A 25956-nucleotide genomic window follows, 5' to 3' on the forward strand; every position below is an offset into this window, starting at 1 on the left:
GGTAAATTGGTTATGATGACCAACATCATTTGAATCTACGTATTGCTCTTCGTTTCAGACGAAATTCTCAGGATAAATATATGGTCCCGAACGCGACAAACAATAATGCCGACAACGAAGGGACCAGAGAGAACTTGGCTTACATTCGCCAGATGCTGGCAGAGCTGCGGCAGGTCGCGAACCGCGAGGGCGCCGATATGCTGTGTTATCTGATTGAGATGGCCTATGTCGAAGTCGGCGATATCCAGAGCGGGCGGCGCAAGCTGTCAATCCGCGAGGAGCGAAACCCGTCCCCCGGCATGCCGGTTTAGTCTGCCGGCGATATCGAGTTCCAAAAGCACCATATGAACGGTGGCGGCGGAAAAACCCGTGTGGCGTATGATGTCGTCTGTTTCGACAGGCGAGGGGCCGAGTGCGGCGGCAATGATGCTGCGCTCATCATCTCCGGGTGGTGACATTTCTTCCTCTGATCGCGGTTCCTCGATCTTGCGGTCATAGGGCAATTGCGGCTCCATGAGTGGTCGCAGCGCTTCGAGAATGTCGTCAGCGCCCGTGGTCAACATCGCGCCTTCCTTGATCAGCCGGTTGGTGCCTTCGCAGCGCGGATCGAGCGGGGAGCCGGGTACGGCGAAAACCAGTCGCCCCGCTTCACCGGCAAGCCGGGCCGTAATCAGCGAACCGGAACGCTCTGCCGCCTCCACGATGACAACGCCAAGCGAGACGCCTGATATCAGGCGGTTACGGCGGGGAAAGTCCCGGGCGCGCGGTTCCCATCCAAAGGGCATCTCGCTGATCGTCGCGCCGCCTTGATCATATATATCCTGCAAAAGCCCGAAATTTTCCTGCGGGTAGGGACGATCGAGACCACCCGCCAGCATCGCCACCGTACCACTCGCAAGGCCTGCCCGGTGCGCTGCCGCATCGATACCGCGTGCGAGGCCCGAAGCGATCGTATAACCGGCCCTGCCGCAATCGCGTGCCAGCATGGCGGCGAATTTCGCGCCGTTGATGGAAGCATTGCGCGAGCCGACGATGCCGATGCAGGGGCGTGTTGCGGCGGCTGCCGAGCCCTTCATGGCGATCAGCGGGGGTGCGCCGTCCACGTGCCGCAAAGCGGGTGGATAATCAGGCTCACCAATGCCGACGAAACGCGCCCCGAATTTCTCCGCAGTCTCGATTTCACCTTCCGCTTCCGCCGGCGTGGCGATGCGCGGACTGCGCGATGATCCGCCGCGCCTTGAAAGCTCGGGCAGGGCATCCAGCGCCTTTTCAGCACTGCCGAAATGATTGATGAGTTCGCGAAAGGTAACGGGGCCGATATTATCGCTTCGGATCAGCCGCAGCCAGGCAACCCGCTGTCGCGCGGAAAGCTCTATGCCCTGCCGTATCGTTTCCTCATGCGGCATGGCATATCCTCAAGATGGGGTTCAGCCCTTTTGACCGATCCTGCTTTCGGTACCGGCCAGGAGCCGCGCAATATTCTCGCGGTGCTTCCACCATGAAATCACGCTCAGCAGCGTTACCAGCATTGCCGTCTTTTCAGGTCCAAGCACCCAGAGCGCTACAGGAATGATCAGCATGGCCAAAAGCGCCGACAACGAAGAGTAGCGGGTGATGAAGGCAGTTGCGAGCCAGATCAGCGCGAAGGCCAGCATCATCAGCGGTGCCGCACCGAGAAGCACGCCGATATAGACGGCCACACCCTTGCCGCCCTTGAAGCCGAGCCACACCGGAAACAGGTGGCCGAGAAAAGCGAAGAAACCGGCCACCAGCGAGGCCTCGTAACCCCAGAGCGCATTGGCGACCAGCACCGCCGCCGTGCCCTTCAACGCATCGAGCAGCAGGGTCGCTGCGGCAAGCTTCTTGTTGCCGGTGCGCAGCACGTTGGTGGCGCCAATATTGCCCGAACCGATCTTGCGCACGTCGCCCAGCCCCGCCATGCGGGTGAGAATGAGACCGAAGGGGATGGAACCGAGCAGATAGCCGATCAGCGCTGCAAGCGCGAGAAGGGCAGGCGCCGTCTGCCAGTCAGTCAAAGCACTCATTCAGATGTCCCCTCTGTCGCGCCTGCCGCGTGATCTCTTGCCGTGATCTTATGCCAAGGAATGAACGGCTTTGCCAGCCACATAAGTGGCGACAGCGCGGCCGCTGAAACGGGCATCTTCGAACGGCGTATTCTTGGATTTCGACACCAGCTGCTCGCGGGTGACAAGCCACGGCTCGTCGAGATCGATCAGGGTGATATCGGCTTTCGCGCCGACTTTAAGCGTTCCCGCATCCAGACCGAAGATTTTCGCCGGACGGGTGGAGAGCGCATCGATCAGCCGCATCAGCGGAACCTCGCCGCTGTGGTGGAGGCGCAATGCCGCCGCCAGCATGGTTTCCAGCCCCACTGCGCCGCTTGCCGCATCCGAAAACGGCAGGCGCTTGGTGTCGACATCCTGCGGGTCGTGTGAGGAGACAATGATATCGATGGTGCCGTCCTTCAGCGCTTCCACCATGGCCTTGCGGTCGTCTTCGGCGCGCAGCGGTGGGGAAAGCTTGAAGAAGGTGCGGTATTCGCCGATATCGTTCTCGTTGAGCGTCAGATGATTGATCGAGATGCCGCAGGTGGCTTTCACACCCCGCTGCCGGGCGACACGGATCGCCTCTGCCGATTCCGGCACGGAAATCTTGGCGGCGTGGTAGATCGCCTGGGTAAGACCGGCAATGCGCAGGTCGCGCTCCAGCGGGATTATCTCGGCTTCCTTCGGAACGCCTGACAGCCCGAGCCAGCTGGCAAAAAGCCCCTCGTTCATGTCACCGCCGCCGATATATTTGTCGCGGGTCTCCAGCGCGATGACAGCACCCAGTTCGCGGGCATAGGTCATGGCGCGACGCAGCACCAGCGTGTCGGAAAGCGCCTTGCGGCCATTGGTGAAGGCCACCGCGCCGGCTTCCTTCAGCATGCCGAACTCGGTCATTTCCTCGCCCCGCAGACCTTTGGTCAGAGCGGCTGCGGGATGCACATTGACGATCGCCTTGTCACGCGCCGTCTTCTTCACGTATTCGACCAGCGCGATGTCGTCGATCACAGGATCGGTGTCAGGCATCATGATGATACTGGTGACGCCGCCGGCCGCTGCTGCACGCGATGCGGATTCAATGGTTTCGCGGTGTTCAGCACCCGGCTCACCCACGAAAACACGGGCATCCACCAGACCGGGAACGGCCAGCAGCCCCTTGCAGTCGCGCACCGTCGCACCATCAGGCGCGCCTTGATTGTGTGCATCCTTGCCGGCTGCGAGAATGGTACCATCAGCACCGATGATTACGCTGCCGGTCTCGTCGAGATCGCGGGAGGGATCAACGATGCGGAGGTTTTTTAGAACGGTCACGGCAATCATACGCGCTCACCCTGATTTTGCGAGACAAGCAGGGTTTCCATCACAGCCATGCGCACGGCAACCCCCATTTCCACCTGGCTTTCGATCACACTCTGCGGACCGTCGGCCACTTCGGAGGCGATTTCCACGCCGCGGTTCATCGGGCCGGGATGCATGACCAATGCATCTTCCTTTGCCGCCTTCAGCTTTTCGGCATCCAGACCGTAATAATGGAAATATTCGCGCACCGAAGGCACGAAGGAGCCGGACATGCGCTCGCGCTGCAGGCGCAGCATCATCACCACATCGGCATTCTTCAGCCCTTCCTTCATGTCGTGGAAGACTTCCACGCTCATGTCGCGAATGCCGGAGGGAAGAAGCGTGGCGGGTGCGACGACGCGAACGCGCGCGCCCATCTGGTTGAGCAGGATGATGTTGGAGCGGGCAACGCGCGAATGCAGCACGTCACCGCAGATCGCCACGGTAATACCTGATAGTTCGCCCTTGGCGCGGCGGATGGTCAGCGCATCGAGCAGCGCCTGTGTCGGGTGCTCGTGCTGGCCGTCGCCGGCATTGACCACGGAGCAGGCGACCTTTTGCGCCAGCAGCGCTGCCGCCCCTGCGGAAGAATGGCGCACGACAAGCACGTCCGGGCGCATGGCGTTCAGCGTCATCGCCGTATCGATCAGCGTTTCGCCCTTCTTCACCGATGAATTGCCGACCGACATGTTCATCACGTCTGCGCCGAGGCGCTTTCCGGCCAGTTCGAAGGAGGATTGCGTGCGCGTCGAGGCTTCGAAGAACAGGTTGATCTGCGTCAGGCCCCGAAGCGTCGAGGTCTTTTTCTCGCGCTGGCGGCTGATTTTCACCGCCTCGTCGGCCTTGTCGAGAAGCAGGGTGATATCCTGATGGGAAAGCCCCTTGATGCCGAGGAGATGGCGATGGGGGAAGAAGACCATGCGGTTTGCCTCCTGACGGGCGTCGCATTTTCCCGTGAAAATGCCCGGAACGCCCGAATGCTGATCCGTGCGCTGCCATTCGCCGTAAACACGCCTCAGGAGCGCCGCGGAATTCGGTCCTGCGCTCTATAGAGACTGCATGGTCACGGGGCAAGCGCCCGCAACCCCTGAAATGAAAACACGGCAATGTTTCCCCCAGTCTCGACAGACGAGGGAACTGGGGCAATCCGTGGTTCCGTCCTGAGCCGGTGTCAGAGAATGCCGTGTTTCTTCAGGAGCGCCTGCTCGTCACCTGAGACCCAGCCGAAAACTTTCGGCTCGCCATTCAGCGTCTGGACGAAGTAGTGAACATCAAAATCGATCGCGACATCAGCTTGGTCCTGGCGGGCATAGGTCGCCGTCCAGGCAACGTGGGCCGTGCAATGATGGTCATCGATGGGCGAAAGGCTGATATCGCGTATGCGCATCTCCCTGGTGCCCATCGCCCGATAGCGCTCGTAGCCCTGCGCCATCACCTGCTGCAGGTGGTCATCGTTCTTTCCCGTGATTACACCGGCCGGTGAGGCGGCGATGAAATCGGAAGCATAGAGGGACGCAGCCTCTTTCATATCCATGTCGCCACCAAGGGACTGGTTGAAAAAGCGTTCGTATCGCTCAAAGAATTTCCTGATGCTGGCTTCCATGGTTTCCTCCCCTGGCAGCCCGGTTTTCACTCTGCCTCAAGGATAACATCCTTCAGCAATCGCGTAAGCCGAAGAACCTGCGAATGAGATTGGTCGTCCGCCGCTCATGCCGTTAGGAGAACAAAGTCCCGCAAGGTCAGGGGCTGGGAATGTTCCGTCACTTGCGTTACATCAAGGCGCAACCCGGTGGCATCGGTCAGTTTCGGATGGAATTCGCGGCCAAACCCGGCCTGCGACGCGGTTGATCGGACATATCGCAATGCATTCCTATTCTGTTTTCGCCCTTGCCGTTCTCGCCCTGCTTTTGACGCCCGGCCCGACCAATACGCTTCTTGCCCTTTCCGGTGCCGGGCGCGGTATTCGTGCATCGCTCCCGCTGATGCTGGGCGAAATTGCCGGTTATCTGCTCGTCATCCTTGCGCTTACCGCATTGTTTTCCGACTTTTTGCAAACCCATGCCGGCCTAGCGCAAGCGATCAAGCTCTGCGCCGCGATCTGGGTCGCGTTTCTGGCGGTGCGGCTGTGGGCCCTGCCATCCTCCGCGCCGATCGGCGAGGCGATCACCTTGCGCCGGGTCTTCGTCACCACCTGCCTCAACCCAAAAGGGCTTATCGTCGGCCTCGTTCTGTTGCCGCAGGCGCCGCTCACGGAAATCTGGCCGCTTATCCTGCTGTTTTCGGTGCTGGTGGCGTTTGCAGCCCTTGCGTGGTTATCGGCAGGCGCGCTTCTCATTCGTCATGCGGGTCAGTCTTCGCCACGGCTGGTGCGCGGCACCGCCTCCGGCTTCCTGCTGGTGCTGTCGCTGGGTCTTGCCGGAAACGTGTTTGGCATTCTCTAGGTCGGATACCTAAATCGGGATACGCCCGAAAAATACTGAAAGCGGGGGTTTAATCGTCTCAATCGCTTCCTGTGGGTGGAATTATGCAATATCACCCCACTATGCAATTCCAGTATAAAACAGCTAGAAGCAGCGGATGACCCAGAATTCCCGGACAGAAGAATCGCTCGCCGAACTGAACCAGCCAAGCCTCTGGTCCGGCATCAATGCCTATCGTTCCGATCCGCTGATCGTCGACCTCACCTCTGGCCTGTCACGTAACCTGAGGGATGAGTTCGATCAGCTCGGCCGCTACGTCACCTCGCATGAGGCGCAGGAACTGGCGCGCATGGCCAATCAGGGCGTGCCGCAGCTTCATACTCACGGCCCGCGTGGCGAACGTCTCGATCAGGTGGAGTTCCACCCCGCCTGGCACGCGCTGATGCGCCGTTCCATGTCATCAGGCCTGCATTCCAGTGTCTGGGAAAACTCTCCCGATACGCGCGGCAATGAACACAAAGCCCGCGCTACGAAATTCTACCTGACGTCTCAGCTCGAGGCGGGGCATCTCTGCCCGCTGACCATGACCAGCGCTTCCGTCGCCGCCATCATGACCTCGCCGCGGGTGCAGAAGGAATGGATGCCGAAAATCCTGTCGCGCAAATATGATTCTGCGCAGAAACCGGCCCTGCAGAAAACCGCCGTCACCATCGGCATGGGCATGACGGAAAAGCAGGGCGGCACGGATGTGCGCGCCAACCGCACGACGGCCGAGCGGGTGGGCGAGGGCATCTACCGCCTGTCCGGCCACAAGTGGTTCCTCTCCGCGCCGATGAGCGACGGTTTCGTCATGCTGGCCCAGATGGGCGACGGCATGGGCTGCTTCCTGGTGCCGCGTTATCTGGAAGACGGTTCGAAGAACGGCCTGCATCTCCAGCGCCTCAAGGACAAGCTCGGCAATCGTTCCAATGCGTCAGCCGAAGTCGAGTTCACCGATGCCTTCGGTTATCTGCTGGGCGATCCCGGCAGCGGCATTCGCACCATCCTCGACATGGTGACGCTGACGCGGCTCGATTGCGCGCTGGCATCATCTGGCATGATGCGCGCTTCGCTTGCCGAAGCCGTGCATTTCGCCCGTGGACGCTCGGTCTTCGGCAAGATGCTGGTCAGCCAGCCGATCATGACCCGTGTTCTCGCCGACATGGCGCTGGATGTGGCTGCGGCAACGGCACTTTCCTTCCGGCTGGCGACGGCCTTCGATGCGGCACGCAACAACCCGGCAGAAGCCGCTTATGCGCGGGTGATGACGCCGATCGTGAAATACTGGTGCTGCAAGATCGCGCCGGCGCTTATCTACGAGGCCATGGAATGCCTTGGCGGCAACGGTTACGTGGAAGAGCGGCCGATTGCCCGTCACTACCGCGAAGCGCCTGTTAACGCCATCTGGGAAGGATCCGGCAACGTCATGGCGCTGGATGTGCTGCGGGTTCTCCAGCGCGGCAAGGACCTGTTCGATCTCGTCTTCCAGACGCTGGAACGCGACCTCGGGCCTGCCGGCAAGAAGACCACCGACGTGCTGCGCGCCGCGATCGCCCTTGCCGAACGTGACGAAGGAGCGGCCCGTCTTCTGGTGGAGCAGTTCGCTCTTGCGGCCGCTGCCGCCGAGCTTTGCCGCCTGGGCGCCGGCAAGATCGCCGATGCCTTCCTCGAAACCCGTCTTGCGGGTGGCTGGCGGCACACTTACGGCATGCTCGATTCCCGCTTCGATCCGAACTATATAATCGATCTTCTTTATCCGCCTGCGTCCTGATCGACGTAGACGGATGAAGGTTTACAGTCCCGGCGGGAGGGGTCTCGGATTTGAAAAACAGCAATGGCGTTAGGTGTGTTCCGATCTGTCGTGACGCTTCCGCGTGTCGATGCGCGGCAGGGGAAGGCGGCTGCCAATGCTGACCTTCCGTTCCGCCCGCGCCGAGGATGAAGACGCGCTCTATGCCATAAGCCTTGCTACCGGCGATGCCGGGCAGGATGCCACACCGCTTTACAACGATGGCTGCATGGTCGGGCATATCTATTCCGTGCCCTATCTGCATCTGTGGCCCGATGCCGTTTTTGTGGCCGAGGACGAGCGGGGTGTCTGCGGTTACATTGCCGGTGCGCTGGATACGGCCGTGCACGAAGAGCGGCTGGAGCAGGAATGGTGGCCGCATCTGCGTGCCCTTTACCCCGATCCTGACGGTGACCAGCAGACTTGGGACGCCGACCAGCGCCGGGCGCATTTCATCCACCATCCGCGCCGCACGCCCACCTGGCTTACCGATCCGTTTCCGGCCCATATCCACATGAACCTACTGCCGCGCACCCAGGGCAAGGGCGGCGGCACCCGGCTTCTGTCGCGCTGGCTGGACATGGCAAGACAGAACAACGTCTATGGCATCCATCTCGGCGCCAGCGAACGCAACCATGCCGGCATGCGTTTTTGGGAAACCCGGGGCTTCAAACGTCTGGAAAGCCACGAAACGCCCGGAAGTGTGTGGTTCGGCATGGGGTTGGAGTAGGCCGGCGGATTCCAAGGCGCATGGGCTTGGGATTGTTCACCTGGAGAACGCTTCATCCACAGGAACCTGCTTCCCATCCGCCCCACCACATTGTCCATCCCTTCATGCTTTGTTAACTCCTGTAGTCAGGCCTTTAGAACACGGGAAGACAACCATGCTGGCGAGCGCAGAGGCGATTTCAGCCGACGGACCGGAAAAGCGTATCAAGGATCGCGCTGCGACTGAGAAGGCGATCTTCAACGCCGCGCGGTCGCTGCTTGCCGAGGAAGGCTTTCAGGGCTTTGGCATCAATGCGGTTGCCCGCCGCGCCGGTTGCGACAAGCAGCTGATCTATCGTTATTTCGGCGGCCTTGACGGTTTGATCGAGGCGATTGGCGAAGATCTGGGGTCCTGGGTAAAGGATCGTATTCCCGAAGACACCGGCGGTATGTTCCTTCTGACCTACGGCGATCTCATGGAGAAGCTGGCGCTTTATTTCATGGATGCGCTGCGCAGCGACCCGCTCGTCTGCAAGATCATCGCCTGGGAAGTGTCGGACGGATCGCCACAGGTCCGTCAGCTTGCCGAAGCCCGCGCCAAGTCGCTGGGCAAATGGCTGGAGCGCATGCGTGGTTCGCTGGCGGCTCCCAAGGGCGTTGATACCGCTGCTGTTAACGCCGTGCTGTTTGCCGCTATCCAGCACCTCGTCATTTCCGCTGCCACCAGCGGGCAATTCGCCGGTGTACCGCTAAAATCCGAGCGGGACTGGGAGAAGATCACCACGGCCGTCAAAAGGCTGGTGCGGGGCGTTTACGGCTGAACCCGCTGCCGGGGGTGGGGGAGACTGCAATCCCCGTGCAAGCGCCGTATTAAAGAAAAACAAGTGATGTTTTCACCAGGCCGGCAACCACCCGCCGCATCTGCCCGTTCACGCAGATACAGTTTTCCACATGCCACCCGCCCGCCGTTAACCATAATGGCAGCTTTCATTTGCGTCGTCATAGCTGCGGGTCCAGTGTGAATTAACGAAATGTTAACCATGCGCAATGACTGCGCATAAGGGAGCCGCAAGTGAGCCGCTGGACAGCTTTGGGCGTCATGATGACGTTTTTTGTGATGCTGCCGTTGGATATCGACGCGCCGGCGCTGAACCTCTGCCTGATGGCAGCGGTGCGCTGGGCGGTGCTTGCCGGCGTTCCCGATACGGTTTTTGCGCGGGGGCAGGCGGCATGAAGTGGTTTCTGATCCTGTGGGCCGGTCCAGTCGCGCTGCTGGGCAGCTGGTACTGGCTTTCCTATTACGACATGAGCTTCGGCTTCTATATGCTCACACGCCAGACGCATGATCTGGTTTTCCAGATTTACGGCAATATTCTCGGCCTGCCACCGGAAAGCCTGCCGCCGCTGGTGGCACGCGCCATTGTGGTGGACAGCCTGATCGTGTTTGCGATCCTCGCATTCCGCAAGAGGAAGCAGATTGTTGCCTGGTGGACGGGCCGTCAGTCGACGGCGCGGGCGAGTGCCGAAAGCCTGTCCAGCGCGCCCTGAAGAATGAAGCTCGCGGCGGCCGAATCGATGCGTTCGGCCCGTTTGGCGCGTGAGACATCCATCTCCAGAAGTGCACGTTCGGCTGCGACCGTTGAAAGTCGCTCATCCCAGAAAATAAAGGGCAGGGCGGTTTTTTCGCCCATGGTGCGCACGAAGGCGCGTGTTGCCTGCACGCGGGGGCCGGCCGAACCGTCCATGTTCATCGGCAACCCGATGATGAAGGCGGTCACCTTCTCCTTTTCGGCGAAGGCCAGCAGCACTTCGGCGTCCTGCGTGAATTTTACCCGCTTGATGACGGGGCGCGGCGTCGCGAAACGCCGCGACAGGTCCGACATGGCAAGGCCGATGGTCTTCGTGCCGAGGTCGAGACCGGCAATCGCCTGTGCGGGCTGAAGGGTTTCCGCCAGTTCCTCGATGGTGAGTGTCGCCATGTCGTGTGCTGCCCTTATCGTTTACGGACGAATTCAGTTCGCAGCACCAGACCCTTGACCGCATCATGCTTGCAATCGATCTCTTCCGGATTTCCGGTGAGCCGGATGGACTTGATGACGGTGCCCTGCTTGATGACAGTGCTGGTGCCCTTGACCTTCAAATCCTTGATCAGGGTTACGGAATCGCCATCTTCGAGCACATTGCCTGCCGCGTCGCGCACTTCATTGGCGCGCGCCGCCTCTGCTGCCAGCTCTGAAGCCGGCCGCCATTCGCCGGTTGCCTCGTCATACACGTAATCGTCATTATCTGCGGCCATTGTCGCCTCTCTGAAATATCGGTAGTGCGGTTCTTCAGGCTGTTTCCAGAAACATCAATTTCAACGGAAACGCGAGACCCGCTCTAGACCTTTGATTTTACGCATTTTCCAGACGTAAAACCGCTACGCACTTTTACTGGAAATGCTCTATGTCATACTACACCGGCAATACAAAGGAGAAGTTCCCATGAAAATCACCTGGCTCGGCCATTCCGCCTTCCGCCTCGAAAACGGTAGCGCGAAGATCCTCATCGATCCGTTCTTCACCGGCAACCCCGGTTTTGCCGGACAGGATGGGAAATCGGCAGCCGAGGGCATTACCCACATTCTCCTGACCCACGGCCATGGCGACCATGTCGGCGACACCGTTCAGCTCGCCCGCGAAACCGGCGCCACCGTGCTGGCGAACGCCGATCTTGCCGCCTGGCTTTCCGTAAAGGGTGTCGCGAAGGTTGATATGGGCAATACCGGCGGCACGGTGCATTTCGACGGTTTTTCCGTCACCTTCACCAATGCGCTGCATTCTTCGGCCCAGATCACCGAAGACGGCGTCTCCCATTCGCTCGGCAATGCCAATGGCCTGATGCTGCATTTCGAGGATGGCCCGGCCGTCTATCACATGGGCGACACCGATATCTTCTCCGACATGAAACTCATCAACGAGCTGCATCAGCCGGATATCGGCCTCGTGCCGATCGGCGATCGTTTTACCATGGGCGGGGCGGTGGCGGCGCTTGCCTGCCAGCGCTTCTTCAAGTTCGAGCATGTGCTTCCCTGCCACTACGGTTCCTTCCCGATCATCGACCAGACACCGGAGAAATTCGTGGCCGGCATGGAAGGGTCTGACGCCCGTGTTCACACGCCGAAGGCCGGCGATACGCTGTCCTTCTGACGTTTTTCCGGCACATGTCGCGACTGTAAAACCGCCATACAGTTTGGCGCGACATGCTTTCTACCGTTGCGAATGGCGGACATGGTGATTATAGCGAATGGGAAATATCCCATCGGAGTAGAACCATGTCCGTCGATCTCGCCACCGTGAAGCGCGTTGCGCGCCTTGCCCGTATCGCTGTCAGCGAAGAAGAAGCACAGAATATGCTCGGCCAGCTGAACGGCATACTCGGTTTCGTGGAGCAGCTTTCGGAAGTGAATGTCGACGGCGTCGAGCCGATGACGTCAGTCACCCCGGTGGACATGAAAAAACGCGCCGACGTGGTGACCGATGGCAACAAGGCGGAAGACATTGTCGCCAATGCGCCTGCGGCCGACCGGGACTTCTTCATGGTCCCAAAAGTGGTCGAATAAGCGACCGCCGTTTGCCGCCTGATTTTTCCGAGATTTTCGAAAGCCGTTGCCGACCATGACCGACCTGACGAGCCTGACCATTGCCGAAGCCCGCGAAAAGCTGAAGGGCAAAGAATTTTCCGCCCTCGAGCTGACCGACGCCTATCTCTCCGCCATCGATGCGGCGAACGGCGCGCTGAACGCCTATGTCGCCCTGACGCCTGAAAAGGCGCGCGACATGGCGAAAGCCTCCGACGAACGCATCGCCGCCGACAAGGCTGGCGAGCTGGAAGGCGTTCCGCTTGGCGTGAAAGACCTTTTCGCCACCCGTGACGTGCACACGCAGGCGTGTTCGCATGTTCTCGATGGCTTCAAGCCGAAATATGAATCCACCGTCACCCAGAACCTCTGGGATCAGGGCGCCGTCATGCTCGGCAAGCTCAACATGGACGAATTCGCCATGGGCTCGTCCAATGAAAGCTCCTGGTACGGCCCGGCCATCAATCCCTGGCGCGCCAATGGTTCCGACCAGAAGCTGGTGCCTGGCGGCTCTTCGGGCGGTTCGGCAGCAGCCGTCGCCGCGCATCTCTGCGCCGGCGCTACAGCAACCGACACCGGCGGCTCCATCCGCCAGCCGGCGGCCTTCACCGGCACCGTTGGCATCAAGCCCACCTATGGCCGCTGCTCGCGCTTCGGCATCGTCGCTTATGCTTCCTCGCTTGATCAGGCAGGCCCGATCGCCCGTGACGTGCGCGACGCCGCCATCCTGTTGAAGACCATGGCAAGCGTGGATGCGAAAGACACCACCTCTGTCGATCTGCCGGTGCCGGATTATGAAAAGGCCATCGGTCAGTCGCTGAAGGGCCTTAAAATCGGTATCCCCAAGGAATACCGCGTTGACGGCATGCCGGAGGAAATCGAAAAGCTCTGGGCCAAGGGTGTCGAATGGCTTCGCGATGCCGGCGCGGAAGTGGTCGATATTTCGCTGCCGCACACCAAATATGCGCTGCCCGCTTATTACATCGTCGCACCGGCGGAAGCCTCGTCCAACCTTGCCCGTTATGACGGAGTGCGCTACGGCCTGCGCGTTGACGGCAAGGACATTGCCGACATGTACGAAAAAAGCCGCGCCGCCGGTTTCGGCAAGGAAGTACAGCGCCGTATCATGGTCGGCACCTATGTGCTCTCGGCCGGTTATTACGACGCCTATTATCTGAAGGCGCAGAAGGTCCGCACCCTTATCAAGCGCGACTTCGAAAACGTCTTCCATGCGGGCGTCGACGCCATTCTGGCGCCGATCACCCCATCTTCCGCCTTTGCTGTCGGCGACGAGGAACTCGCCTCCGATCCGGTGAAGATGTACCTGCAGGACGTCTTCACCATCACGGTCAACATGGCCGGTCTTCCGGGCCTCTCGGTGCCGGCCGGCCTTGACGGCAAGGGCCTGCCGCTCGGCCTGCAGCTCATCGGCAAGCCTTTCGAGGAAGAAACGCTGTTCAAGACGGCGCACGCCATCGAGCAGGCAGCGGGCAAGTTCACCCCCGCCAAGTGGTGGTGAGCAGCCTCAAGCTCAGACAAATGAACAAAGCCGACCGCGACGCGGTCGGCTTTGTCGGTTTTGCGGCCTGGCGTTCCGGTGAAGCCTTCGACGACAGCTATCTCGATCCTGACGTCATCGAGCGGGTGAGCGGAGAATTCGAAAATTTCGCCAAGTCTCCGACCGGTGATGTTGTCGTCGCCGAAATCGACGGCATTGTCGTCGGCTGGGGTGCGTGCGATACGGCGCCGCATCATATTTCCGATCTCTGGGTGGACCCGAACTGGCAGGGCAAGGGGATCGGCAAGGCCCTTATCCTTCATTTTCTCGACCGGATGCGCGCGCAGGGCCTGCCGCTTGCCACGATCGATACCCATGCCAGAAACCGTGCTGCCATCGGTCTTTATGAGCGTTGCGGTTTCAATATCGTATGGCGTGGCATGGAATGGTCGGACATCATGAAAGTCGAGCTTGAAAAGGTGAAGCTGGAGCGCAAGCTCGCGCCATAATCCGGTTGGATTGCGCCGCGTTTGCCGCTTTGCGTCGTGACGGGCGGCGGCAAGTGAGCCGCCGCCCGTATTGTTATCGATTGTCCAGCTCACCCCGTACCAGTTCCAGACCGCGGGTGGTGATGCGGTAAGGCTTGCCGCCGGAAGAGGCGATCGCTCTCTTCTGTTTCAGCTTGCGGAAGGTGAGGAGATTGAGACCGCTGAAAATCCAGCCGTCGCGCGTATAGAGCGCGATTTTTTCGATTTTGCGGGTATCGTCTCGAACGAGTTCAATTCTGCCGCCCTGGGCGAGCAGATGTAGAATGCGCTGTTCGGCGCGGGAAATGTCCATTTTTTGGAAGTCCGGTCGGCGTCATCTAGACGCGTGAAAGCAAACCCGGGTGCCGTTGGGGCATCCGGCTCGGTTTCATCTGGCCCGGCGCGCAAGAAACTTGCGGGCTGGGCCTTTACCAGGACTCCGATTGAGCGAACATAAAAACTCCGTTCTTGCCCGTTCTGGTTAGCGGGCAAGGCAGGCGTGGTCAAGTCCAGGGCGCGTCTGGAAAAACCATGTGGCCGAATCGCGCCACCGATGTTTTACTTGTGATGGCCATGGAGGGCGCGGCTTGATCGTCATTCGCAATGCGCATGAGCAGGAAGCGGAGGCCTTAGCGGCTATCGGCCTCAGGGCATGGCGTCAGGCAACCGCCGCACTCGGCATCACCGCGACGCTTCACGACAACGCGGCCAGCGCCTTTTCCAATTTCACCCGGTCATCATGGCTTGCCATTCGCGTGGCGGAATTTGGCGGCACGGTTGCCGGATGGGCAGCGCGGGAACATTTTGACGAGACGATTTCAGATTTCTGGATCGATCCGGATTTTCAGCGCCGGCAGGTCGGCAGCCTCCTGCTGGCTGATATTGAACGGTTGATAGCGGACAGGGGGTTTGAAACCATCCGGCTTGAAACACATGCCCAGAACGAACCGGCCGTCGCATTTTTCCGCCACCATGGCTACAGCGTCCGCTGGCTCTCAGTCTCCTACGCGCCGAAGCTCGATCGCGATGTACAGTCGGTCGGCCTGCAAAAGCAGCTTGTCGAGATCGAGAGCGGTCTTTATGGCACGGAATTCTGACTGAGCCTTATCAGGCTGTTCACAAGCCGCACCGGCCAGTCCGGCATGATTGCCACTGACACAACAAGGCCCGCCTGTAAAATCACGATGGAGAGCAGAATGCTGCGAAAGGGTTCCTTGCGGGTTTTGTGCCGCAGCAGGCGTTGAGCCGAAATTGCGCCCACGCTGCCGCCCACAAAGGCGAGCCCCAGCAATGTGCTTTCGCGAATGCGCCAGCCACCATTCCTCGCCGCTTCCTTGTCCCACCAATAGACAAGAAAGACGACTAGATTGAAGGCGACAAAGATCATGAAATACAGGGCAATCATCGTCATGATTTGAATTGAAAATCAGACGCGTAAAAATTACGTATGCAGAGCGCCGAAAATTCGGCGCTTCGTGCGACAGGGCGCAAGATGTCTTGCGCCCGCGCGCCATATGTTCTACCCACCAGAGCCAAAGAACCCGTATATCGTGAGCTTCAGATGACCCTTGTAGACGTGCGCACCCCCGACCCGAAACGCTTCATTCCCGGCGCCACCGGCGATTGGGAAATCGTGATCGGACTGGAAGTCCATGCGCAGGTTCTCTCCAATTCCAAGCTGTTTTCCGGCGCCTCCACCACCTTCGGCAATGCGCCGAATTCCAACGTGTCGCTTGTCGATGCCGCCATGCCCGGCATGCTTCCCGTCATCAACGAGGAATGCGTCAAGCAGGCGGTGCGTACCGGTCTTGGGCTGAAGGCGAAGATCAACAACCGCTCGATCTTCGACCGCAAGAACTATTTCTATCCGGACCTGCCGCAGGGCTACCAGATTTCGCAGTTCAAGGACCCGATCGTCGGTGAGGGCACCATCACCATTTCGCTTGGTCCCGACCGTCAGGGCAATTTCGAGGATATCGAGATTGGCATCGAGCGCCTGCACCTGGAGCAGGACGCCGGCAAGTCCATGCACGACCAGCACCCGACCATGTCCTTCGTGGATCTGAACCGTTCGGGCGTGGCGCTGATGGAAATCGTCTCCAAGCCGGATATGCGCTCGTCGGATGAGGCCAAGGGTTACCTCACCAAGCTGCGCTCCATCGTGCGTTATCTCGGCACCTGCGACGGCAACATGGACGAAGGCTCGATGCGTGCCGACGTCAACGTTTCCGTGCGCCGTCCGGGCGAAGGTTTCGGCACGCGCTGCGAAATCAAGAACGTCAACTCCATCCGCTTCGTTGGTCAGGCCATCGAATATGAGGCGCGCCGCCAGATTGCCATTCTGGAGGACGGCGGTGCCATCGATCAGGAAACCCGCTTGTTCGATCCCGGCAAGGGCGAAACGCGTTCCATGCGCTCCAAGGAAGACGCGCATGACTATCGTTATTTCCCCGATCCGGACCTGCTGCCGCTCGAATTCGACGATGCTTTCGTCGAGGCGCTGAAGGTCGATCTGCCGGAACTGCCTGACGACAAGAAGGCCCGTTTCGTGGCCGATCTCGGCCTGTCGGTCTATGACGCCTCGATCCTCGTTTCGGAAAAGGCAATCGCCGATTATTACGAAGCCGTCGCCGCCGGCCGCGATCCGAAGGCTGCCGCCAACTGGGTCATCAATGATCTGCTCGGCGCGCTCAATAAATCAGGCAAGGATATCGAGACGACGCCGGTTTCCCCGGAACAGCTCGGCGGCATCATCGATCTCATCAAGGCTGAGACCATTTCCGGCAAGATCGCCAAGGATCTGTTCGAGATCGTCTGGAACGAGGGCGGCAATCCGGCTGAGATCGTCGAGGCTCGCGGTATGAAGCAGGTGACGGACACCGGCGCCATCGAAAAGGCCGTGGATGATATCATTGCCGCCAATCCGGATCAGGTCGAGAAGGTCAAGGCAAAGCCGACGCTTGCTGGCTGGTTCGTCGGTCAAGTCATGAAGGCGACGGGCGGCAAGGCCAACCCGCAGGCCGTGCAGGCGCTGGTGAAGGCCAAGCTCGGTATCGAGGACGAATAAGCGGCGGCTGCCTAACGGGACAACGGTTCCGTCATACCGGCCTTGAGCCGGTATCCAGTCAGCCCAAGTCCTTGGGCTGAAAAGACTCCTTTCGCCGCGCAGACGCACGGCGGCTGGATGCCGGATCGAGTCCGGCATGACGGAAGTAATGGTTTTAGCCCGGATTATTCCCGATTAGGCCACACAGTGGTACAAGCCGGGATGACGTCGAGCACAGAGCACTGACATCACTTCTGCCGGGATCAAAGCCCGGCATTTCTGTTTCAAGACGGAGCCAGATCATGTTTTTCATCCGCACAGCCAGCCTGCGTGACATCGAGCCGGTCCGGACGCTGCTCGCGACGACATGGCACGCCACCTATGACGCGATCTATGGCGCAGACAAGGTGAACGAGCTGATTGCCGCATGGCATTCGCCGCAGGCCATGAAGGACCGGGTCGAGAAAAAGGGCGGCGAGTTTCTCGTTGCTGATGACGGCAAGCGGATCGGTGGCATGGCCTATGGCTCCATGTCCACCAAGATGGCGAAGACGGCCCTGTTGCACCAGCTCTATGTGGCGCCCGATCTTCAGCGGCAGGGCGTCGGCCGTGATCTCTTCGCCGAGCTGGAAACCTGCTTTCCGGATGCGGAAATCATGCGTCTTGAAGTCGAGCCTAAAAATACTGTCGCAATCGCCTTTTATGAAGGCGTCGGATTTGTCGAGGTGGACCGAATCGAGCGCATGGCCGGCATCGAGGGTTTACCCGGCATCGTTATGGAAAAGAGCCTGACCCGATGAATGCGACATTACAGAAACTGATAATCCGCACGGGGCGCGAGGACGATCTTCCGGCGCTCGCCGCCATTTTTGCCGCCGACGAGATCGGCGGCCACGGCGACACCACCGACGAATCGGCGCAGCCCGATTATCTCGCGGCCTTCCGCGCCATTGCCGCATCGCCCAGCGAAACGCTTTATGTGGCGGAACTGGATGGCGAAGTGGTCGGCACTTTCCAGACGGTCATCCTCACCAAGCTCGTGGGGCGAGGGGCCAAATCCATGGTGATCGAGGCGGTGCAGACACGGTCTGACATGCGCGGACGGGGTATCGGCGCGGTGATGATCAGTTATTGCCTTGAGGAAGCCCGTCGTCAGGGCATGAATGCCGCCCAGCTCACCTCCAACATGGCCCGGCTGGACGCACATCGCTTCTATGAGCGATTGGGTTTCGAGAAGCGGCATCTAGGCTTCAGGATGAAGCTGAAATAGCGCCGATATATCTCGAAATGCTGGACAATTGCCGTGAGGGGCGGCATAAGCATGTCTTGTGCCGTGCGATTTAAAATCGCTGCAGCGCATTCAAGCCCGAGGAACGGATAATGAAGACTCTCCTGACGCAAATCTTCACCTGGTGGAATGGCCAGACGATCGGAACGCGGTTTCATACCTGGCGTTTTGGCAAGAAAGTCGGACAGGATGAGTTGGGCAATACCTATTACGAAGGCGGCACCACCTCCTGGGGCATGCCACGCCGCTGGGTGATCTATAATGGTTATGCGGAAGCCTCGGCCATTCCGCCGGGCTGGCATGGCTGGATGCATTACCGCACTGATGTGCCGCCGAGCCAGGAAAGCTACGTCGCACGTGACTGGCAGAAGCCGCACCAGCCGAACCACACCGGCACCTCCAAGGCCTATCGTCCCCAAGGGTCGCTGGCTGTTGCCGGCGAGCGCCCGCGCGTGACCGGCGACTACGACGCCTGGACCCCCGGCAACTAAGCATCTTGTGATGCGCGGTGTTGTGCAAAACACCGCGCTGACATCCGGCCTCACCGGTTTTTGCCACATTCCGCCCTTAGGCGTTGATCCGGTCGGCGGTTCGACACAGGCAAATATTTGGAGACATATCGTATGAGGAAATTCACGCGGGATCGTTCTTTGCGTGCGCTGACAGTGTCGCTGTTTGCTGCGGTCTCTGCTGCCATCCTCATTTCACCCGTCTCCGCCGCCCGTCTGGAAAACCGCGTTGCGGTGTTTTCCGGCATCGATAAGATCACCGGCCGCATCACATCCTTTGATGTTTATATCGACGAGACGGTGCAATTCGGCGCGCTTCAGGTGACGCCAAAGGTCTGTTATTCCCGCGACCAGACGGAAACCCAGAAGATCGACGCTTTTGTCGAGGTCGATGAAATCACCCTCGACCGCAAGATCAAGCGAATCTTCACCGGCTGGATGTTCGCCGACAGCCCGGGCCTCAACGCCGTTGAGCACCCGATCTACGACGTGTGGCTGACGGGCTGCAAGCAGGACTCGGAAGTTCCTGCCCCTTCTACGGCCAGCAAATAATCACCGTCTGATCGATAATTACCGCTGGCGCTTCAGCTTATCGGCCATAGCGGCCAGGGCTTTGCTTCTGCTTTCGAGTTGTTCGATCATTTCTTCCCGCGTCAGTTCGGGTCCGATCACGATTGGAACGCTGAACTTGTGGGGCCGATCGCTGGCGGGAGGCGAGGGGAATCGGACCTCGGAAAATACCTTCTTTACAGCCACTCGGGCTTGGTAAGTGCTGTTCCTGATGTTTTTGACCTGTACGGCCTGCATTTTCCCCGTCTGGTCAACGCGAAAACTGACAAGGAGCACCTGCTGATTTTTCGTCCGCACGACCTTGAATTCGGGTCGGCCGGTTGCGCCCTCCAGGGCGCGTGAAACCTCGTGTCGCCAGGCGGCTTGCGGGTTGGGGCGCTGTTCAGCGGCAGTCGTGGTTGTTACCAGTGCCAGCGTTAACAAGAAGCCCGCGATCCAGCGCATGATCATCCCCCAATAAATGAAATATCATGATCGGATAAGTCAAGTTTTTGCGGGTTGCAAGAAAAATCCAAGCTTGTTTTCAGCGCGGATTTTCTTCGGCGATCAATTTATCAAAGGGCACATCCGGCCGGTCGACGGCTGCTTCCAGTATCGTCGCATATTCCGATTTTGGAATGTCGATTGCACCGAATGTTTTCAGGTGCTCCGTCGTGAATTGTGTGTCGAGCAGGGTAAACCCCTGCTGCCGCAACCGCTCCCCCAGATGCACGAGGCAAATCTTCGAGGCGTTGGTGCGGCGGGAAAACATGCTTTCGCCAAAGAACGCGGCCCCCAGCGAGACGCCATAAAGACCGCCGACAAGTTCCTTGCCCTCCCACGCCTCAACGCTGTGGGCATGGCCGATCTGGTGCAGTTCGGTGTAAAGCCTGCGAATGGTGGCGTTGATCCAGGTGCTGGGCCTGTCCGACGCTTCCGCCGCACATCCCGCCATGACAGCTTCGAAGGCGGTGTTGAAGCGTATGTCGAACGGCTTCTTGCGCATCGCCTTGGCGAGGCTTTTGGAAACGTGAAAATCATTGAGCGGGATGATGCCGCGTATCTCCGGCTCGACCCAGAAAAGCTCCGGATCATCAGCCGAATCGGCCATGGGAAACAGGCCGGCGGAATAGGCGCGCAGCAGAATATCGACCGTTATGCCGTTATTTCTGCTGCGCCGCCCAGCCATATCGTCTTAGTGAGACGCGTCACCGGCCAGATATTTTTCCAGCCAGTGAATATCGTAATCGCCGTTCAGAATATCCTCATTCTGGAGAAGATCCTGGAAAAGCGGCAGCGTGGTCTTGATGCCATCAACGACGAATTCGTCGAGCGCCCGACGCAGACGGCGGATGCACTCGTCACGGTCGCGACCGTGAACGATCAGCTTGCCGATCATGCTGTCGTAATAGGGCGGGATCTTGTAGCCCTGATAGGCGCCCGAATCGACGCGTACACCAAGGCCGCCCGGCGTGTGGAAATAGGTCAGCGTGCCCGGGGAGGGAACGAAGGTGCGCGGGTCTTCGGCATTGATACGGCATTCGATGGCATGGCCATGGAATTCGATATCCGCCTGCGTGACCGACAGGCCCTGGCCTGAAGCGACCCTGATCTGTTCCTGCACGAGATCCATGCCGGTGATGGCTTCCGTTACCGGATGCTCCACCTGCAGACGAGTGTTCATTTCGATGAAATAGAACTCGCCGTTTTCATAGAGGAACTCGATGGTGCCAGCGCCGCGATATTTCAGTTTGCGCATGGCGTCGGCGCAAATTTCGCCGATCTTCATGCGCTGTTCGACTGTCAGTGCCGGCGAATTGGCTTCTTCCAGCACCTTCTGGTGACGGCGCTGCAACGAGCAATCGCGCTCGCCAAGGTGAACGGCATTGCCTTCACCATCGCCGAAAACCTGCACCTCGATATGCCGCGGCTTGCCGAGATATTTTTCCATGTAGACGGCGTCGTTGCCAAAGGCTGCTGCCGCTTCGGAACGGGCAGTCGCTACTGCCTCTTCCAGATCGGCTTCGGTCTTGGCCACTTTCATGCCGCGGCCGCCACCGCCTGCCGTCGCCTTGATGAGAACCGGGAAGCCGATCGTCCGGGCGATTTCCATCGCATTTTCGGGCTTCACTTCACCGTCGGAGCCGGGAACGACGGGAATGCCGAGTTCCTGCGCCGTCTGCTTGGCGGTGATCTTGTCGCCCATGATGCGGATATGTTCGGCGGTCGGCCCAATGAAGGTGATGCCATGCGCGTCGAGAATATCGGCGAACTTGGCATTTTCCGACAGGAAGCCGTAACCGGGGTGAACGGCGTCCGCACCGGTGATTTCGCAGGCCGCAACGATCTGATGGATGTTGAGGTAGCTGTCACGCGAGGGCGGCGGGCCGATGCACACGCTTTCGTCGGCAAGGCGCACATGCATCGCATCCGCGTCGGCCGTGGAGTGCACGGCGACAGTCGGAATGCCAAGCTCTTTTGCGGCGCGCAGGACGCGCAGCGCGATCTCGCCACGGTTGGCTATGAGGATCTTCGAAACCATGCTGAACCGCCTTTATTCGATGACCACGAGGGCTTCGCCATACTCCACGGGCTGTGCGTCGTTGACGACGATTTCCACGACCTTGCCGGACTTGGGTGCCGGGATCTGGTTCATGGTCTTCATGGCTTCAACGATGAGGATGGTCTGGCCTTCCTTGACGGTTGCGCCCACTTCGATGAAGGGACGAGCGCCCGGAGCAGGCGACAGGTAAACCGTGCCGACCATCGGCGAGGAAACGGTGTTGGCCGGGTTGCGGGCCGGTGCTGCGGCGGCCGCAGGTGCTGCCGGCGCGACGATTGTCGGTACCGCAGCAGGCGCTGCTGCCGGCACTGCGTAGGGGGCGGGCGCCGCGTAAACCGGGGCGGGCGGCGCAGCGCGGGAAACGCGGATGCGCAGGTCGTCCTGCTCCACTTCAATTTCCGAAAGGTCGGTGTCGTTGAGGATATTCGCGAGTTCGCGGATCAGTTCCTTGTCGATACCCTGTTTCTTTTCAGACATGACAAACCCTATTCTTTGTTTCTTTTTATGCCGTGATGTTTTTCAGCGCGTGAAGCGCCATGATATATCCGTATGGTCCAAAACCGCAGACCATGCCCTTCGCTGCAGGTGATACCATCGATTTGTGACGGAACTCTTCGCGGGCGTGGATGTTGGAAATATGCACTTCCACGACAGGCGTGGAAATCGCACGAATGGCGTCATGCAACGCGATTGAGGTGTGGCTGTAAGCGCCGGGATTGATGACGACGCCTGCCGCCCGCTCACCCGCCTCATGCAACCAGTCCACAAGCACGCCTTCGTGGTTGGACTGGCGGAATTCCACTGCGAAACCGAGATCGGCACCAGCTTGAAGACAATCATTTTCGATGTCTTTCAGCGTCTTGCCACCATAGATACCCGGTTCCCTTTTTCCCAGCATGTTGAGATTGGGGCCGTTGATGACGATGATGATATTGCTCATTCAAGTTTCCATAAGAAAATCAGCGACAGCTATAGACTGCGCAGCCGCCAAGGAAAAGCCCCCGCAAGCCGGAAAGCGCCGGCTTGCCCGGCATCTCACAGGGAATGCAGGGGCTTTTTTAAGCATCCGACCGAAAAGTGTCTTGCAGTTTTCGGACAATCCGATGCTCGAACAAAAATTTTGAGCGGCAGGACCGGTTCCGATTTATCCCCGCCGCTCCAAAATTCACGAGCAGGTGGCTTTTCCACAGCTGCGCATATTGGCGATTTTTTCCTTCAGCGGATCCGCACCGACAGCACCGAAAACCGCCTCATCGCCGACGATATAGGACGGTGTACCGGTGATGCCGAGGCTGTTGGCCAGCTTGTAGGTTTCCTGCACCTGCGCGTCATTGGGGTTTTCCGCCATCGACTTGCGGATGTCTGCCTCCTTGAGGCCGAGCGAGGTGGCGACTTCCATGGCGCTGTCCTCATTCGCCCGCCCGCGACCACCAAGCAGCGTACGCTGGAATTCCGAGTATTTGGCCGGAGCGAGCAGCTTCACGGCATTGGAAACGCGATGGGCGGCGACCGATTCCGGCCCGAGGATCGGAAATTCCTTGAGGACGACGCGCACCTTCTTGTCGCCCTTCAAAATCGCGTCCATATCGCCCATGGCGCGTTTGCAGTAACCGCAATTATAGTCGAAGAACTCGACCAGCGTCACATCGCCATCCGGGTTGCCGAGCGCCAGATCGTATTTCGATTCGAAGATGGTCTTCTTGTTGTCGGCAACGGCCTCCGCCGCCTTGGCGTTACGGGCTGCATATTGCTTGCGTTCCAGCGCGTCCTGAACCTCAAGCATGATCTCGGGGTTTTCGATTAGATATTGCTTGATGAATTCGCCCATTTCCTTCTTCTGCTCGGCATCCAGGGCATGGGCGGGCAAAGACGCGAAAACCGTCGAAAGGGCCGTCACGCTGGCGAGAAGGGTTGAACGGAGAAGATGCGCCATATCGGTCCTCATTACTGTGCGGTCAGTGCTTCATGAATATCATGATGGCAATTACCTTACTTTAAGCCAAATGCCATACGGCAAAAATAGTTGTCCGCATTATGGTCGCATGATTGTGAAGATTGTGATTCTGCGGCAAGTCTGCGAAATACGGTTCAGGAAAGAGCATGCCCTTGATTACGATGTCGAAGCGAAGCGCAGTCGAACCCTTTCACGCCATGGATATCCTGGCGGAAGCGAACCGGCGCAGGCAGGCGGGACGCCCCGTCATTTCCATGGCTGTCGGGCAGCCCTCCCATCCAGCACCGAAGGCCTCGCTGGAAGCGGCGCAGGAGGCGCTGAAGCACGGGCGCATCGGTTATACCGACGCGCTCGGCCTGCGTGAGTTGCGGGAAGCGATTGCCGGCCATTACCGGCTGCGCCATCAGGTTGCCATCGATCCGGCCCGCATTGCCGTAACGACAGGGTCTTCCGCCGCCTTCAATCTTGCCTTCCTCAGCCTCTTCGATGCCGGTGATCATGTCGCGATCGCAAGGCCCGGCTATCCGGCCTATCGCAATATTTTGAAGGCACTTGGCCTGAATGTGGTCGAAGTGCCGGTTACGGCCGAAACCGGCTATACGCTGACGCCCGCCAGTCTGGAGCGGGCGGAAGCCAAAGCCGGATGCAAGCTGAAAGGCGTGCTTCTGGCAAGCCCGGCCAATCCGACCGGCACCGTCACCGGCCGTGAGGCGCTGAAGCGGCTGGCGAACTATTGCGAAAGCCGCGACATGGCCTTCATCTCCGACGAGATCTATCACGGCCTTACCTTTGTCGGTGAAGAAACGAGCGCGCTTGAAATCACCGACAGTGCGGTGATCATCAATTCCTTCTCGAAATATTATTGCATGACCGGCTGGCGTATCGGCTGGATGGTCCTGCCGGAAAATCTTGTCCGCCCGGTCGAGTGCCTTGCCCAGAGCCTTTATATCTCACCGCCGGAACTGTCGCAGCTTGCAGCAACCGCAGCCTTTTCGGCGGCCGAGGAACTGGATGTCTACAGGGAAAGCTATCGCACCAACCGCGATTTCCTGATGGCGCGCCTGCCGGAAATCGGCCTGCCGCTCGCATCGCCCATGGACGGGGCTTTTTACGCCTATGTCGATACCAGCCGCTTTTCCAATGACAGCATGGATTTTGCCAGGCGCATGCTGGCGGAAATCGATGTGGCGGCGACGCCGGGCATGGATTTCGATCCCGAGGAAGGCCATCGCGCACTGCGCATTTCCTATGCGGGTTCGGTCTCTGATATTGCCGAGGCCGTGGGCCGTATCGCCGGTTGGCTGAAATAAGAACCGATCGACCGCCGAGAGGTTATCAGGCGGGCGTACAGCCGAAGGTGCTGTTGAACGCCTTTTCACCCTTGGTCGTGAAGGTCAGCACGCGGCCATTTCCGCGTCTCAGCCAGTCGCGCTGCTGCATGGCATCGAGCAGCGATGCGCCAAGCCCGCCGCCAAGGTGATGCCGGCGCTCGCTCCAGTCCAGGCAATGCAGGCAGACCGGGCGGCGGGCTTTTTCGAGCGGCGAAAGATCAATACCGAAGCTGGAGAAAAAGTCGCGCCCGCTATCCGTCAGTACGGGATCGTCACCCTGCGTCACGAGCCCGTTCGCGGTGATGGCCGCAAGCAGCGCCACGCCGCTTTCCCCGGCCAGATGATCATAACAGATGCGCGCTTCGCGCAGCGCCTTGTCCTTCGGTCCTGTGCGAACGCGCACCGCGCCGGTACGCTGGGCAAGTCCCATCAACGCTTCCAGAACCTGCGCGACATCCTCGTCGGAAAGACGGAAATAACGATGACGCCCCTGTTTTTCCGCTTTCAGCAGCTGGGCATCGGAGAGCTTCGACAGGTGTCCGCTGGCGGTCTGCAGGGTCACGCCGGCGGCTTCGGCAAGCTCGCTTGCCGTCAGCGCACGTCCATCCATAAGCGCCGTCAAGATGTTGGCGCGGGCAGGATCGCCGATCAGCGCGGCGACATTGGCGATCAAGGGTCCGTCTTTCATAGTTCGATGATAGCCGAAGCATTG

At 59.5% G+C, this 25956-nt stretch carries 34 protein-coding genes; 18 read left to right on the forward strand and 16 right to left on the reverse strand.

Annotation, left to right across the window (positions count from 1 at the left end):
- Positions 1-80: 80 nt before the first annotated feature.
- Positions 81-311, forward strand: coding sequence for a hypothetical protein (locus PL640_RS06055; RefSeq protein WP_046800292.1), 231 nt, complete (start codon positions 81-83; stop codon positions 309-311).
- On the opposite strand, the gene dprA is transcribed toward PL640_RS06055, so the two are convergent.
- The 5 genes from dprA to PL640_RS06080 form a co-directional block, all read right to left on the reverse strand.
- Complete coding sequence (gene dprA / locus PL640_RS06060) at positions 267-1406, reverse strand: DNA-processing protein DprA (protein ID WP_271361096.1); 1140 nt, start codon at positions 1404-1406, stop codon at positions 267-269. The two genes, PL640_RS06055 and dprA, sit on opposite strands and share 45 nt — an antisense overlap.
- 21 nt (positions 1407-1427) lie before the next feature.
- Positions 1428-2045: a glycerol-3-phosphate 1-O-acyltransferase PlsY gene (gene plsY, locus PL640_RS06065; RefSeq protein ID WP_161991179.1), complete on the reverse strand. Its 618-nt coding sequence runs from the start codon at positions 2043-2045 to the stop codon at positions 1428-1430.
- 48 nt (positions 2046-2093) lie between these two features.
- Complete coding sequence (locus PL640_RS06070) at positions 2094-3386, reverse strand: dihydroorotase (protein ID WP_271361097.1); 1293 nt, start codon at positions 3384-3386, stop codon at positions 2094-2096.
- On the reverse strand, positions 3383-4324 hold the full coding sequence (locus PL640_RS06075; protein ID WP_003502441.1) for an aspartate carbamoyltransferase catalytic subunit: 942 nt from the start codon (positions 4322-4324) through the stop codon (positions 3383-3385). The genes PL640_RS06070 and PL640_RS06075 overlap by 4 nt, the downstream gene beginning before the upstream one ends.
- 251 nt (positions 4325-4575) lie before the next feature.
- Positions 4576-5007: a nuclear transport factor 2 family protein gene (locus PL640_RS06080; protein WP_271361098.1), complete on the reverse strand. Its 432-nt coding sequence runs from the start codon at positions 5005-5007 to the stop codon at positions 4576-4578.
- 259 nt (positions 5008-5266) lie between these two features.
- Between PL640_RS06080 and PL640_RS06085 the strand changes: the two genes are divergently transcribed.
- The 6 genes from PL640_RS06085 to PL640_RS06110 all read left to right on the forward strand — a co-directional run bounded on the left by PL640_RS06085 (position 5267) and on the right by PL640_RS06110 (position 9908).
- The gene (locus PL640_RS06085) at positions 5267-5845 is read left to right on the forward strand and encodes a LysE family translocator (protein WP_269697993.1); all 579 of its coding nucleotides are present in this window, start codon (positions 5267-5269) and stop codon (positions 5843-5845) included.
- Between the two features lie 136 nt (positions 5846-5981).
- On the forward strand, positions 5982-7634 hold the full coding sequence (locus PL640_RS06090) for an acyl-CoA dehydrogenase family protein (protein ID WP_271361099.1): 1653 nt from the start codon (positions 5982-5984) through the stop codon (positions 7632-7634).
- 136 nt (positions 7635-7770) lie between these two features.
- Positions 7771-8382 carry a GNAT family N-acetyltransferase gene (locus tag PL640_RS06095; RefSeq protein WP_271361100.1) on the forward strand — a complete coding sequence of 204 codons (612 nt, stop codon included), beginning with the start codon at positions 7771-7773 and terminating at the stop codon, positions 8380-8382.
- A 154-nt stretch (positions 8383-8536) separates the two neighbouring features.
- Positions 8537-9181: a TetR/AcrR family transcriptional regulator gene (locus PL640_RS06100; RefSeq protein ID WP_142839631.1), complete on the forward strand. Its 645-nt coding sequence runs from the start codon at positions 8537-8539 to the stop codon at positions 9179-9181.
- 251 nt (positions 9182-9432) lie between these two features.
- Positions 9433-9594: a hypothetical protein gene (locus PL640_RS06105; RefSeq protein ID WP_156393988.1), complete on the forward strand. Its 162-nt coding sequence runs from the start codon at positions 9433-9435 to the stop codon at positions 9592-9594.
- Positions 9591-9908 carry a DUF6105 family protein gene (locus PL640_RS06110; RefSeq protein WP_271361102.1) on the forward strand — a complete coding sequence of 106 codons (318 nt, stop codon included), beginning with the start codon at positions 9591-9593 and terminating at the stop codon, positions 9906-9908. Before PL640_RS06105 ends, PL640_RS06110 begins: the two co-directional genes overlap by 4 nt.
- Here the strand turns inward: PL640_RS06110 and ruvX are convergent.
- Together ruvX and PL640_RS06120 are read right to left on the reverse strand one after the other, a co-directional pair.
- Positions 9860-10339, reverse strand: a complete 480-nt coding sequence (gene ruvX / locus PL640_RS06115) for a Holliday junction resolvase RuvX (RefSeq protein WP_142839633.1) — start codon at positions 10337-10339, stop codon at positions 9860-9862. The genes PL640_RS06110 and ruvX overlap by 49 nt on opposite strands.
- Before the next feature lie 14 nt (positions 10340-10353).
- Positions 10354-10656 (reverse strand): alkylphosphonate utilization protein, encoded by a 303-nt coding sequence (locus PL640_RS06120; RefSeq protein ID WP_142839634.1) that lies wholly within the window; start codon positions 10654-10656, stop codon positions 10354-10356.
- Between the two features lie 187 nt (positions 10657-10843).
- On the opposite strand from PL640_RS06120, the gene PL640_RS06125 reads away from it, so the two are divergent.
- The 4 genes from PL640_RS06125 to PL640_RS06140 all read left to right on the forward strand — a co-directional run bounded on the left by PL640_RS06125 (position 10844) and on the right by PL640_RS06140 (position 13986).
- Positions 10844-11548, forward strand: coding sequence for a metal-dependent hydrolase (locus PL640_RS06125; protein ID WP_271361103.1), 705 nt, complete (start codon positions 10844-10846; stop codon positions 11546-11548).
- A gap of 125 nt (positions 11549-11673) precedes the next feature.
- Complete coding sequence (gene gatC / locus PL640_RS06130; protein WP_271361104.1) at positions 11674-11961, forward strand: Asp-tRNA(Asn)/Glu-tRNA(Gln) amidotransferase subunit GatC; 288 nt, start codon at positions 11674-11676, stop codon at positions 11959-11961.
- A gap of 55 nt (positions 11962-12016) precedes the next feature.
- On the forward strand, positions 12017-13498 hold the full coding sequence (gene gatA / locus PL640_RS06135) for an Asp-tRNA(Asn)/Glu-tRNA(Gln) amidotransferase subunit GatA (protein WP_271361105.1): 1482 nt from the start codon (positions 12017-12019) through the stop codon (positions 13496-13498).
- Positions 13489-13986, forward strand: a complete 498-nt coding sequence (locus PL640_RS06140) for a GNAT family N-acetyltransferase (protein WP_271361106.1) — start codon at positions 13489-13491, stop codon at positions 13984-13986. The genes gatA and PL640_RS06140 overlap by 10 nt, the downstream gene beginning before the upstream one ends.
- A gap of 73 nt (positions 13987-14059) precedes the next feature.
- Here PL640_RS06140 and PL640_RS06145 read toward each other — a convergent pair whose 3' ends face one another.
- Positions 14060-14317, reverse strand: a complete 258-nt coding sequence (locus PL640_RS06145; protein WP_142839639.1) for a YjhX family toxin — start codon at positions 14315-14317, stop codon at positions 14060-14062.
- 274 nt (positions 14318-14591) lie between these two features.
- Between PL640_RS06145 and PL640_RS06150 the strand changes: the two genes are divergently transcribed.
- Positions 14592-15101, forward strand: a complete 510-nt coding sequence (locus tag PL640_RS06150; protein WP_271361108.1) for a GNAT family N-acetyltransferase — start codon at positions 14592-14594, stop codon at positions 15099-15101.
- On the opposite strand, the gene PL640_RS06155 is transcribed toward PL640_RS06150, so the two are convergent.
- Entirely contained in the window at positions 15083-15415 is a 333-nt protein-coding gene (locus PL640_RS06155) for a DUF1294 domain-containing protein (RefSeq protein WP_271361109.1), read from the reverse strand. The genes PL640_RS06150 and PL640_RS06155 overlap by 19 nt on opposite strands.
- Positions 15416-15565: 150 nt before the next feature.
- Between PL640_RS06155 and gatB the strand changes: the two genes are divergently transcribed.
- The 5 genes from gatB (at position 15566) to PL640_RS06180 (ending at position 19399) form a co-directional block, all read left to right on the forward strand.
- Complete coding sequence (gene gatB / locus PL640_RS06160; protein ID WP_142839642.1) at positions 15566-17071, forward strand: Asp-tRNA(Asn)/Glu-tRNA(Gln) amidotransferase subunit GatB; 1506 nt, start codon at positions 15566-15568, stop codon at positions 17069-17071.
- Between the two features lie 281 nt (positions 17072-17352).
- On the forward strand, positions 17353-17850 hold the full coding sequence (locus tag PL640_RS06165; RefSeq protein ID WP_142839643.1) for a GNAT family N-acetyltransferase: 498 nt from the start codon (positions 17353-17355) through the stop codon (positions 17848-17850).
- Positions 17847-18320, forward strand: a complete 474-nt coding sequence (locus tag PL640_RS06170) for a GNAT family N-acetyltransferase (RefSeq protein ID WP_271361111.1) — start codon at positions 17847-17849, stop codon at positions 18318-18320. The genes PL640_RS06165 and PL640_RS06170 overlap by 4 nt, the downstream gene beginning before the upstream one ends.
- Positions 18321-18430: 110 nt before the next feature.
- Complete coding sequence (locus tag PL640_RS06175; protein ID WP_046800275.1) at positions 18431-18829, forward strand: NADH:ubiquinone oxidoreductase subunit NDUFA12; 399 nt, start codon at positions 18431-18433, stop codon at positions 18827-18829.
- Positions 18830-18961: 132 nt separating this feature from the next.
- Entirely contained in the window at positions 18962-19399 is a 438-nt protein-coding gene (locus tag PL640_RS06180; RefSeq protein WP_271361113.1) for a DUF2155 domain-containing protein, read from the forward strand.
- Positions 19400-19417: 18 nt separating this feature from the next.
- Here PL640_RS06180 and PL640_RS06185 read toward each other — a convergent pair whose 3' ends face one another.
- The 6 genes from PL640_RS06185 to PL640_RS06210 all read right to left on the reverse strand — a co-directional run bounded on the left by PL640_RS06185 (position 19418) and on the right by PL640_RS06210 (position 23892).
- Positions 19418-19861 (reverse strand): hypothetical protein, encoded by a 444-nt coding sequence (locus tag PL640_RS06185; RefSeq protein WP_271361114.1) that lies wholly within the window; start codon positions 19859-19861, stop codon positions 19418-19420.
- A gap of 79 nt (positions 19862-19940) precedes the next feature.
- A complete protein-coding gene (gene aat, locus PL640_RS06190; protein ID WP_271361116.1) occupies positions 19941-20585 on the reverse strand; it encodes a leucyl/phenylalanyl-tRNA--protein transferase in 645 nt (214 codons plus the stop codon).
- A gap of 6 nt (positions 20586-20591) precedes the next feature.
- Positions 20592-21938, reverse strand: coding sequence for an acetyl-CoA carboxylase biotin carboxylase subunit (gene accC, locus PL640_RS06195; RefSeq protein WP_080834223.1), 1347 nt, complete (start codon positions 21936-21938; stop codon positions 20592-20594).
- A gap of 12 nt (positions 21939-21950) precedes the next feature.
- Positions 21951-22436 (reverse strand): acetyl-CoA carboxylase biotin carboxyl carrier protein, encoded by a 486-nt coding sequence (gene accB, locus PL640_RS06200; protein ID WP_142839647.1) that lies wholly within the window; start codon positions 22434-22436, stop codon positions 21951-21953.
- A gap of 25 nt (positions 22437-22461) precedes the next feature.
- A complete protein-coding gene (gene aroQ / locus PL640_RS06205) occupies positions 22462-22899 on the reverse strand; it encodes a type II 3-dehydroquinate dehydratase (RefSeq protein ID WP_020012378.1) in 438 nt (145 codons plus the stop codon).
- A gap of 225 nt (positions 22900-23124) precedes the next feature.
- Positions 23125-23892, reverse strand: a complete 768-nt coding sequence (locus PL640_RS06210) for a DsbA family protein (RefSeq protein WP_271361118.1) — start codon at positions 23890-23892, stop codon at positions 23125-23127.
- A 173-nt stretch (positions 23893-24065) separates the two neighbouring features.
- Here PL640_RS06210 and PL640_RS06215 point away from each other — a divergent pair, with 173 nt between their 5' ends.
- Entirely contained in the window at positions 24066-25223 is a 1158-nt protein-coding gene (locus PL640_RS06215) for a pyridoxal phosphate-dependent aminotransferase (RefSeq protein ID WP_269698825.1), read from the forward strand.
- A 25-nt stretch (positions 25224-25248) separates the two neighbouring features.
- On the opposite strand, the gene PL640_RS06220 is transcribed toward PL640_RS06215, so the two are convergent.
- Complete coding sequence (locus PL640_RS06220) at positions 25249-25932, reverse strand: ArsR/SmtB family transcription factor (RefSeq protein ID WP_271361119.1); 684 nt, start codon at positions 25930-25932, stop codon at positions 25249-25251.
- Between the last annotated feature and the right edge of the window lie 24 nt (positions 25933-25956).

The organism is Agrobacterium sp. ST15.16.024, assembly GCF_027956545.1.
Lineage (GTDB): Bacteria > Pseudomonadota > Alphaproteobacteria > Rhizobiales > Rhizobiaceae > Agrobacterium > Agrobacterium cucumeris.

Excerpts from the sequence above, each read along its gene's own strand:
- PL640_RS06125 (WP_271361103.1), top strand. The coding sequence starts at position 10,844 with ATGAAAATCACCTGGCTCGGCCATTCCGCCTTCCGCCTCGAAAACGGT.
- plsY (WP_161991179.1), bottom strand. The coding sequence starts at position 2,045 with ATGAGTGCTTTGACTGACTGGCAGACGGCGCCTGCCCTTCTCGCGCTT.
- gatB (WP_142839642.1), top strand. The coding sequence starts at position 15,566 with ATGACCCTTGTAGACGTGCGCACCCCCGACCCGAAACGCTTCATTCCC.
- PL640_RS06175 (WP_046800275.1), top strand. The coding sequence starts at position 18,431 with ATGAAGACTCTCCTGACGCAAATCTTCACCTGGTGGAATGGCCAGACG.
- PL640_RS06085 (WP_269697993.1), top strand. The coding sequence starts at position 5,267 with ATGCATTCCTATTCTGTTTTCGCCCTTGCCGTTCTCGCCCTGCTTTTG.
- PL640_RS06210 (WP_271361118.1), bottom strand. The coding sequence starts at position 23,892 with ATGGCGCATCTTCTCCGTTCAACCCTTCTCGCCAGCGTGACGGCCCTT.
- PL640_RS06145 (WP_142839639.1), bottom strand. The coding sequence starts at position 14,317 with ATGGACATTTCCCGCGCCGAACAGCGCATTCTACATCTGCTCGCCCAG.
- aroQ (WP_020012378.1), bottom strand. The coding sequence starts at position 22,899 with ATGAGCAATATCATCATCGTCATCAACGGCCCCAATCTCAACATGCTG.
- PL640_RS06090 (WP_271361099.1), top strand. The coding sequence starts at position 5,982 with ATGACCCAGAATTCCCGGACAGAAGAATCGCTCGCCGAACTGAACCAG.
- gatA (WP_271361105.1), top strand. The coding sequence starts at position 12,017 with ATGACCGACCTGACGAGCCTGACCATTGCCGAAGCCCGCGAAAAGCTG.
- PL640_RS06075 (WP_003502441.1), bottom strand. The coding sequence starts at position 4,324 with ATGGTCTTCTTCCCCCATCGCCATCTCCTCGGCATCAAGGGGCTTTCC.
- ruvX (WP_142839633.1), bottom strand. The coding sequence starts at position 10,339 with ATGGCGACACTCACCATCGAGGAACTGGCGGAAACCCTTCAGCCCGCA.
- PL640_RS06220 (WP_271361119.1), bottom strand. The coding sequence starts at position 25,932 with ATGAAAGACGGACCCTTGATCGCCAATGTCGCCGCGCTGATCGGCGAT.
- PL640_RS06120 (WP_142839634.1), bottom strand. The coding sequence starts at position 10,656 with ATGGCCGCAGATAATGACGATTACGTGTATGACGAGGCAACCGGCGAA.
- PL640_RS06055 (WP_046800292.1), top strand. The coding sequence starts at position 81 with ATGGTCCCGAACGCGACAAACAATAATGCCGACAACGAAGGGACCAGA.
- gatC (WP_271361104.1), top strand. The coding sequence starts at position 11,674 with ATGTCCGTCGATCTCGCCACCGTGAAGCGCGTTGCGCGCCTTGCCCGT.
- accB (WP_142839647.1), bottom strand. The coding sequence starts at position 22,436 with ATGTCTGAAAAGAAACAGGGTATCGACAAGGAACTGATCCGCGAACTC.
- dprA (WP_271361096.1), bottom strand. The coding sequence starts at position 1,406 with ATGCCGCATGAGGAAACGATACGGCAGGGCATAGAGCTTTCCGCGCGA.
- PL640_RS06070 (WP_271361097.1), bottom strand. The coding sequence starts at position 3,386 with ATGATTGCCGTGACCGTTCTAAAAAACCTCCGCATCGTTGATCCCTCC.
- PL640_RS06170 (WP_271361111.1), top strand. The coding sequence starts at position 17,847 with ATGAATGCGACATTACAGAAACTGATAATCCGCACGGGGCGCGAGGAC.
- PL640_RS06095 (WP_271361100.1), top strand. The coding sequence starts at position 7,771 with ATGCTGACCTTCCGTTCCGCCCGCGCCGAGGATGAAGACGCGCTCTAT.
- PL640_RS06185 (WP_271361114.1), bottom strand. The coding sequence starts at position 19,861 with ATGCGCTGGATCGCGGGCTTCTTGTTAACGCTGGCACTGGTAACAACC.
- aat (WP_271361116.1), bottom strand. The coding sequence starts at position 20,585 with ATGGCTGGGCGGCGCAGCAGAAATAACGGCATAACGGTCGATATTCTG.
- PL640_RS06100 (WP_142839631.1), top strand. The coding sequence starts at position 8,537 with ATGCTGGCGAGCGCAGAGGCGATTTCAGCCGACGGACCGGAAAAGCGT.
- PL640_RS06155 (WP_271361109.1), bottom strand. The coding sequence starts at position 15,415 with ATGACGATGATTGCCCTGTATTTCATGATCTTTGTCGCCTTCAATCTA.
- PL640_RS06180 (WP_271361113.1), top strand. The coding sequence starts at position 18,962 with ATGAGGAAATTCACGCGGGATCGTTCTTTGCGTGCGCTGACAGTGTCG.
- PL640_RS06165 (WP_142839643.1), top strand. The coding sequence starts at position 17,353 with ATGTTTTTCATCCGCACAGCCAGCCTGCGTGACATCGAGCCGGTCCGG.
- accC (WP_080834223.1), bottom strand. The coding sequence starts at position 21,938 with ATGGTTTCGAAGATCCTCATAGCCAACCGTGGCGAGATCGCGCTGCGC.
- PL640_RS06110 (WP_271361102.1), top strand. The coding sequence starts at position 9,591 with ATGAAGTGGTTTCTGATCCTGTGGGCCGGTCCAGTCGCGCTGCTGGGC.
- PL640_RS06080 (WP_271361098.1), bottom strand. The coding sequence starts at position 5,007 with ATGGAAGCCAGCATCAGGAAATTCTTTGAGCGATACGAACGCTTTTTC.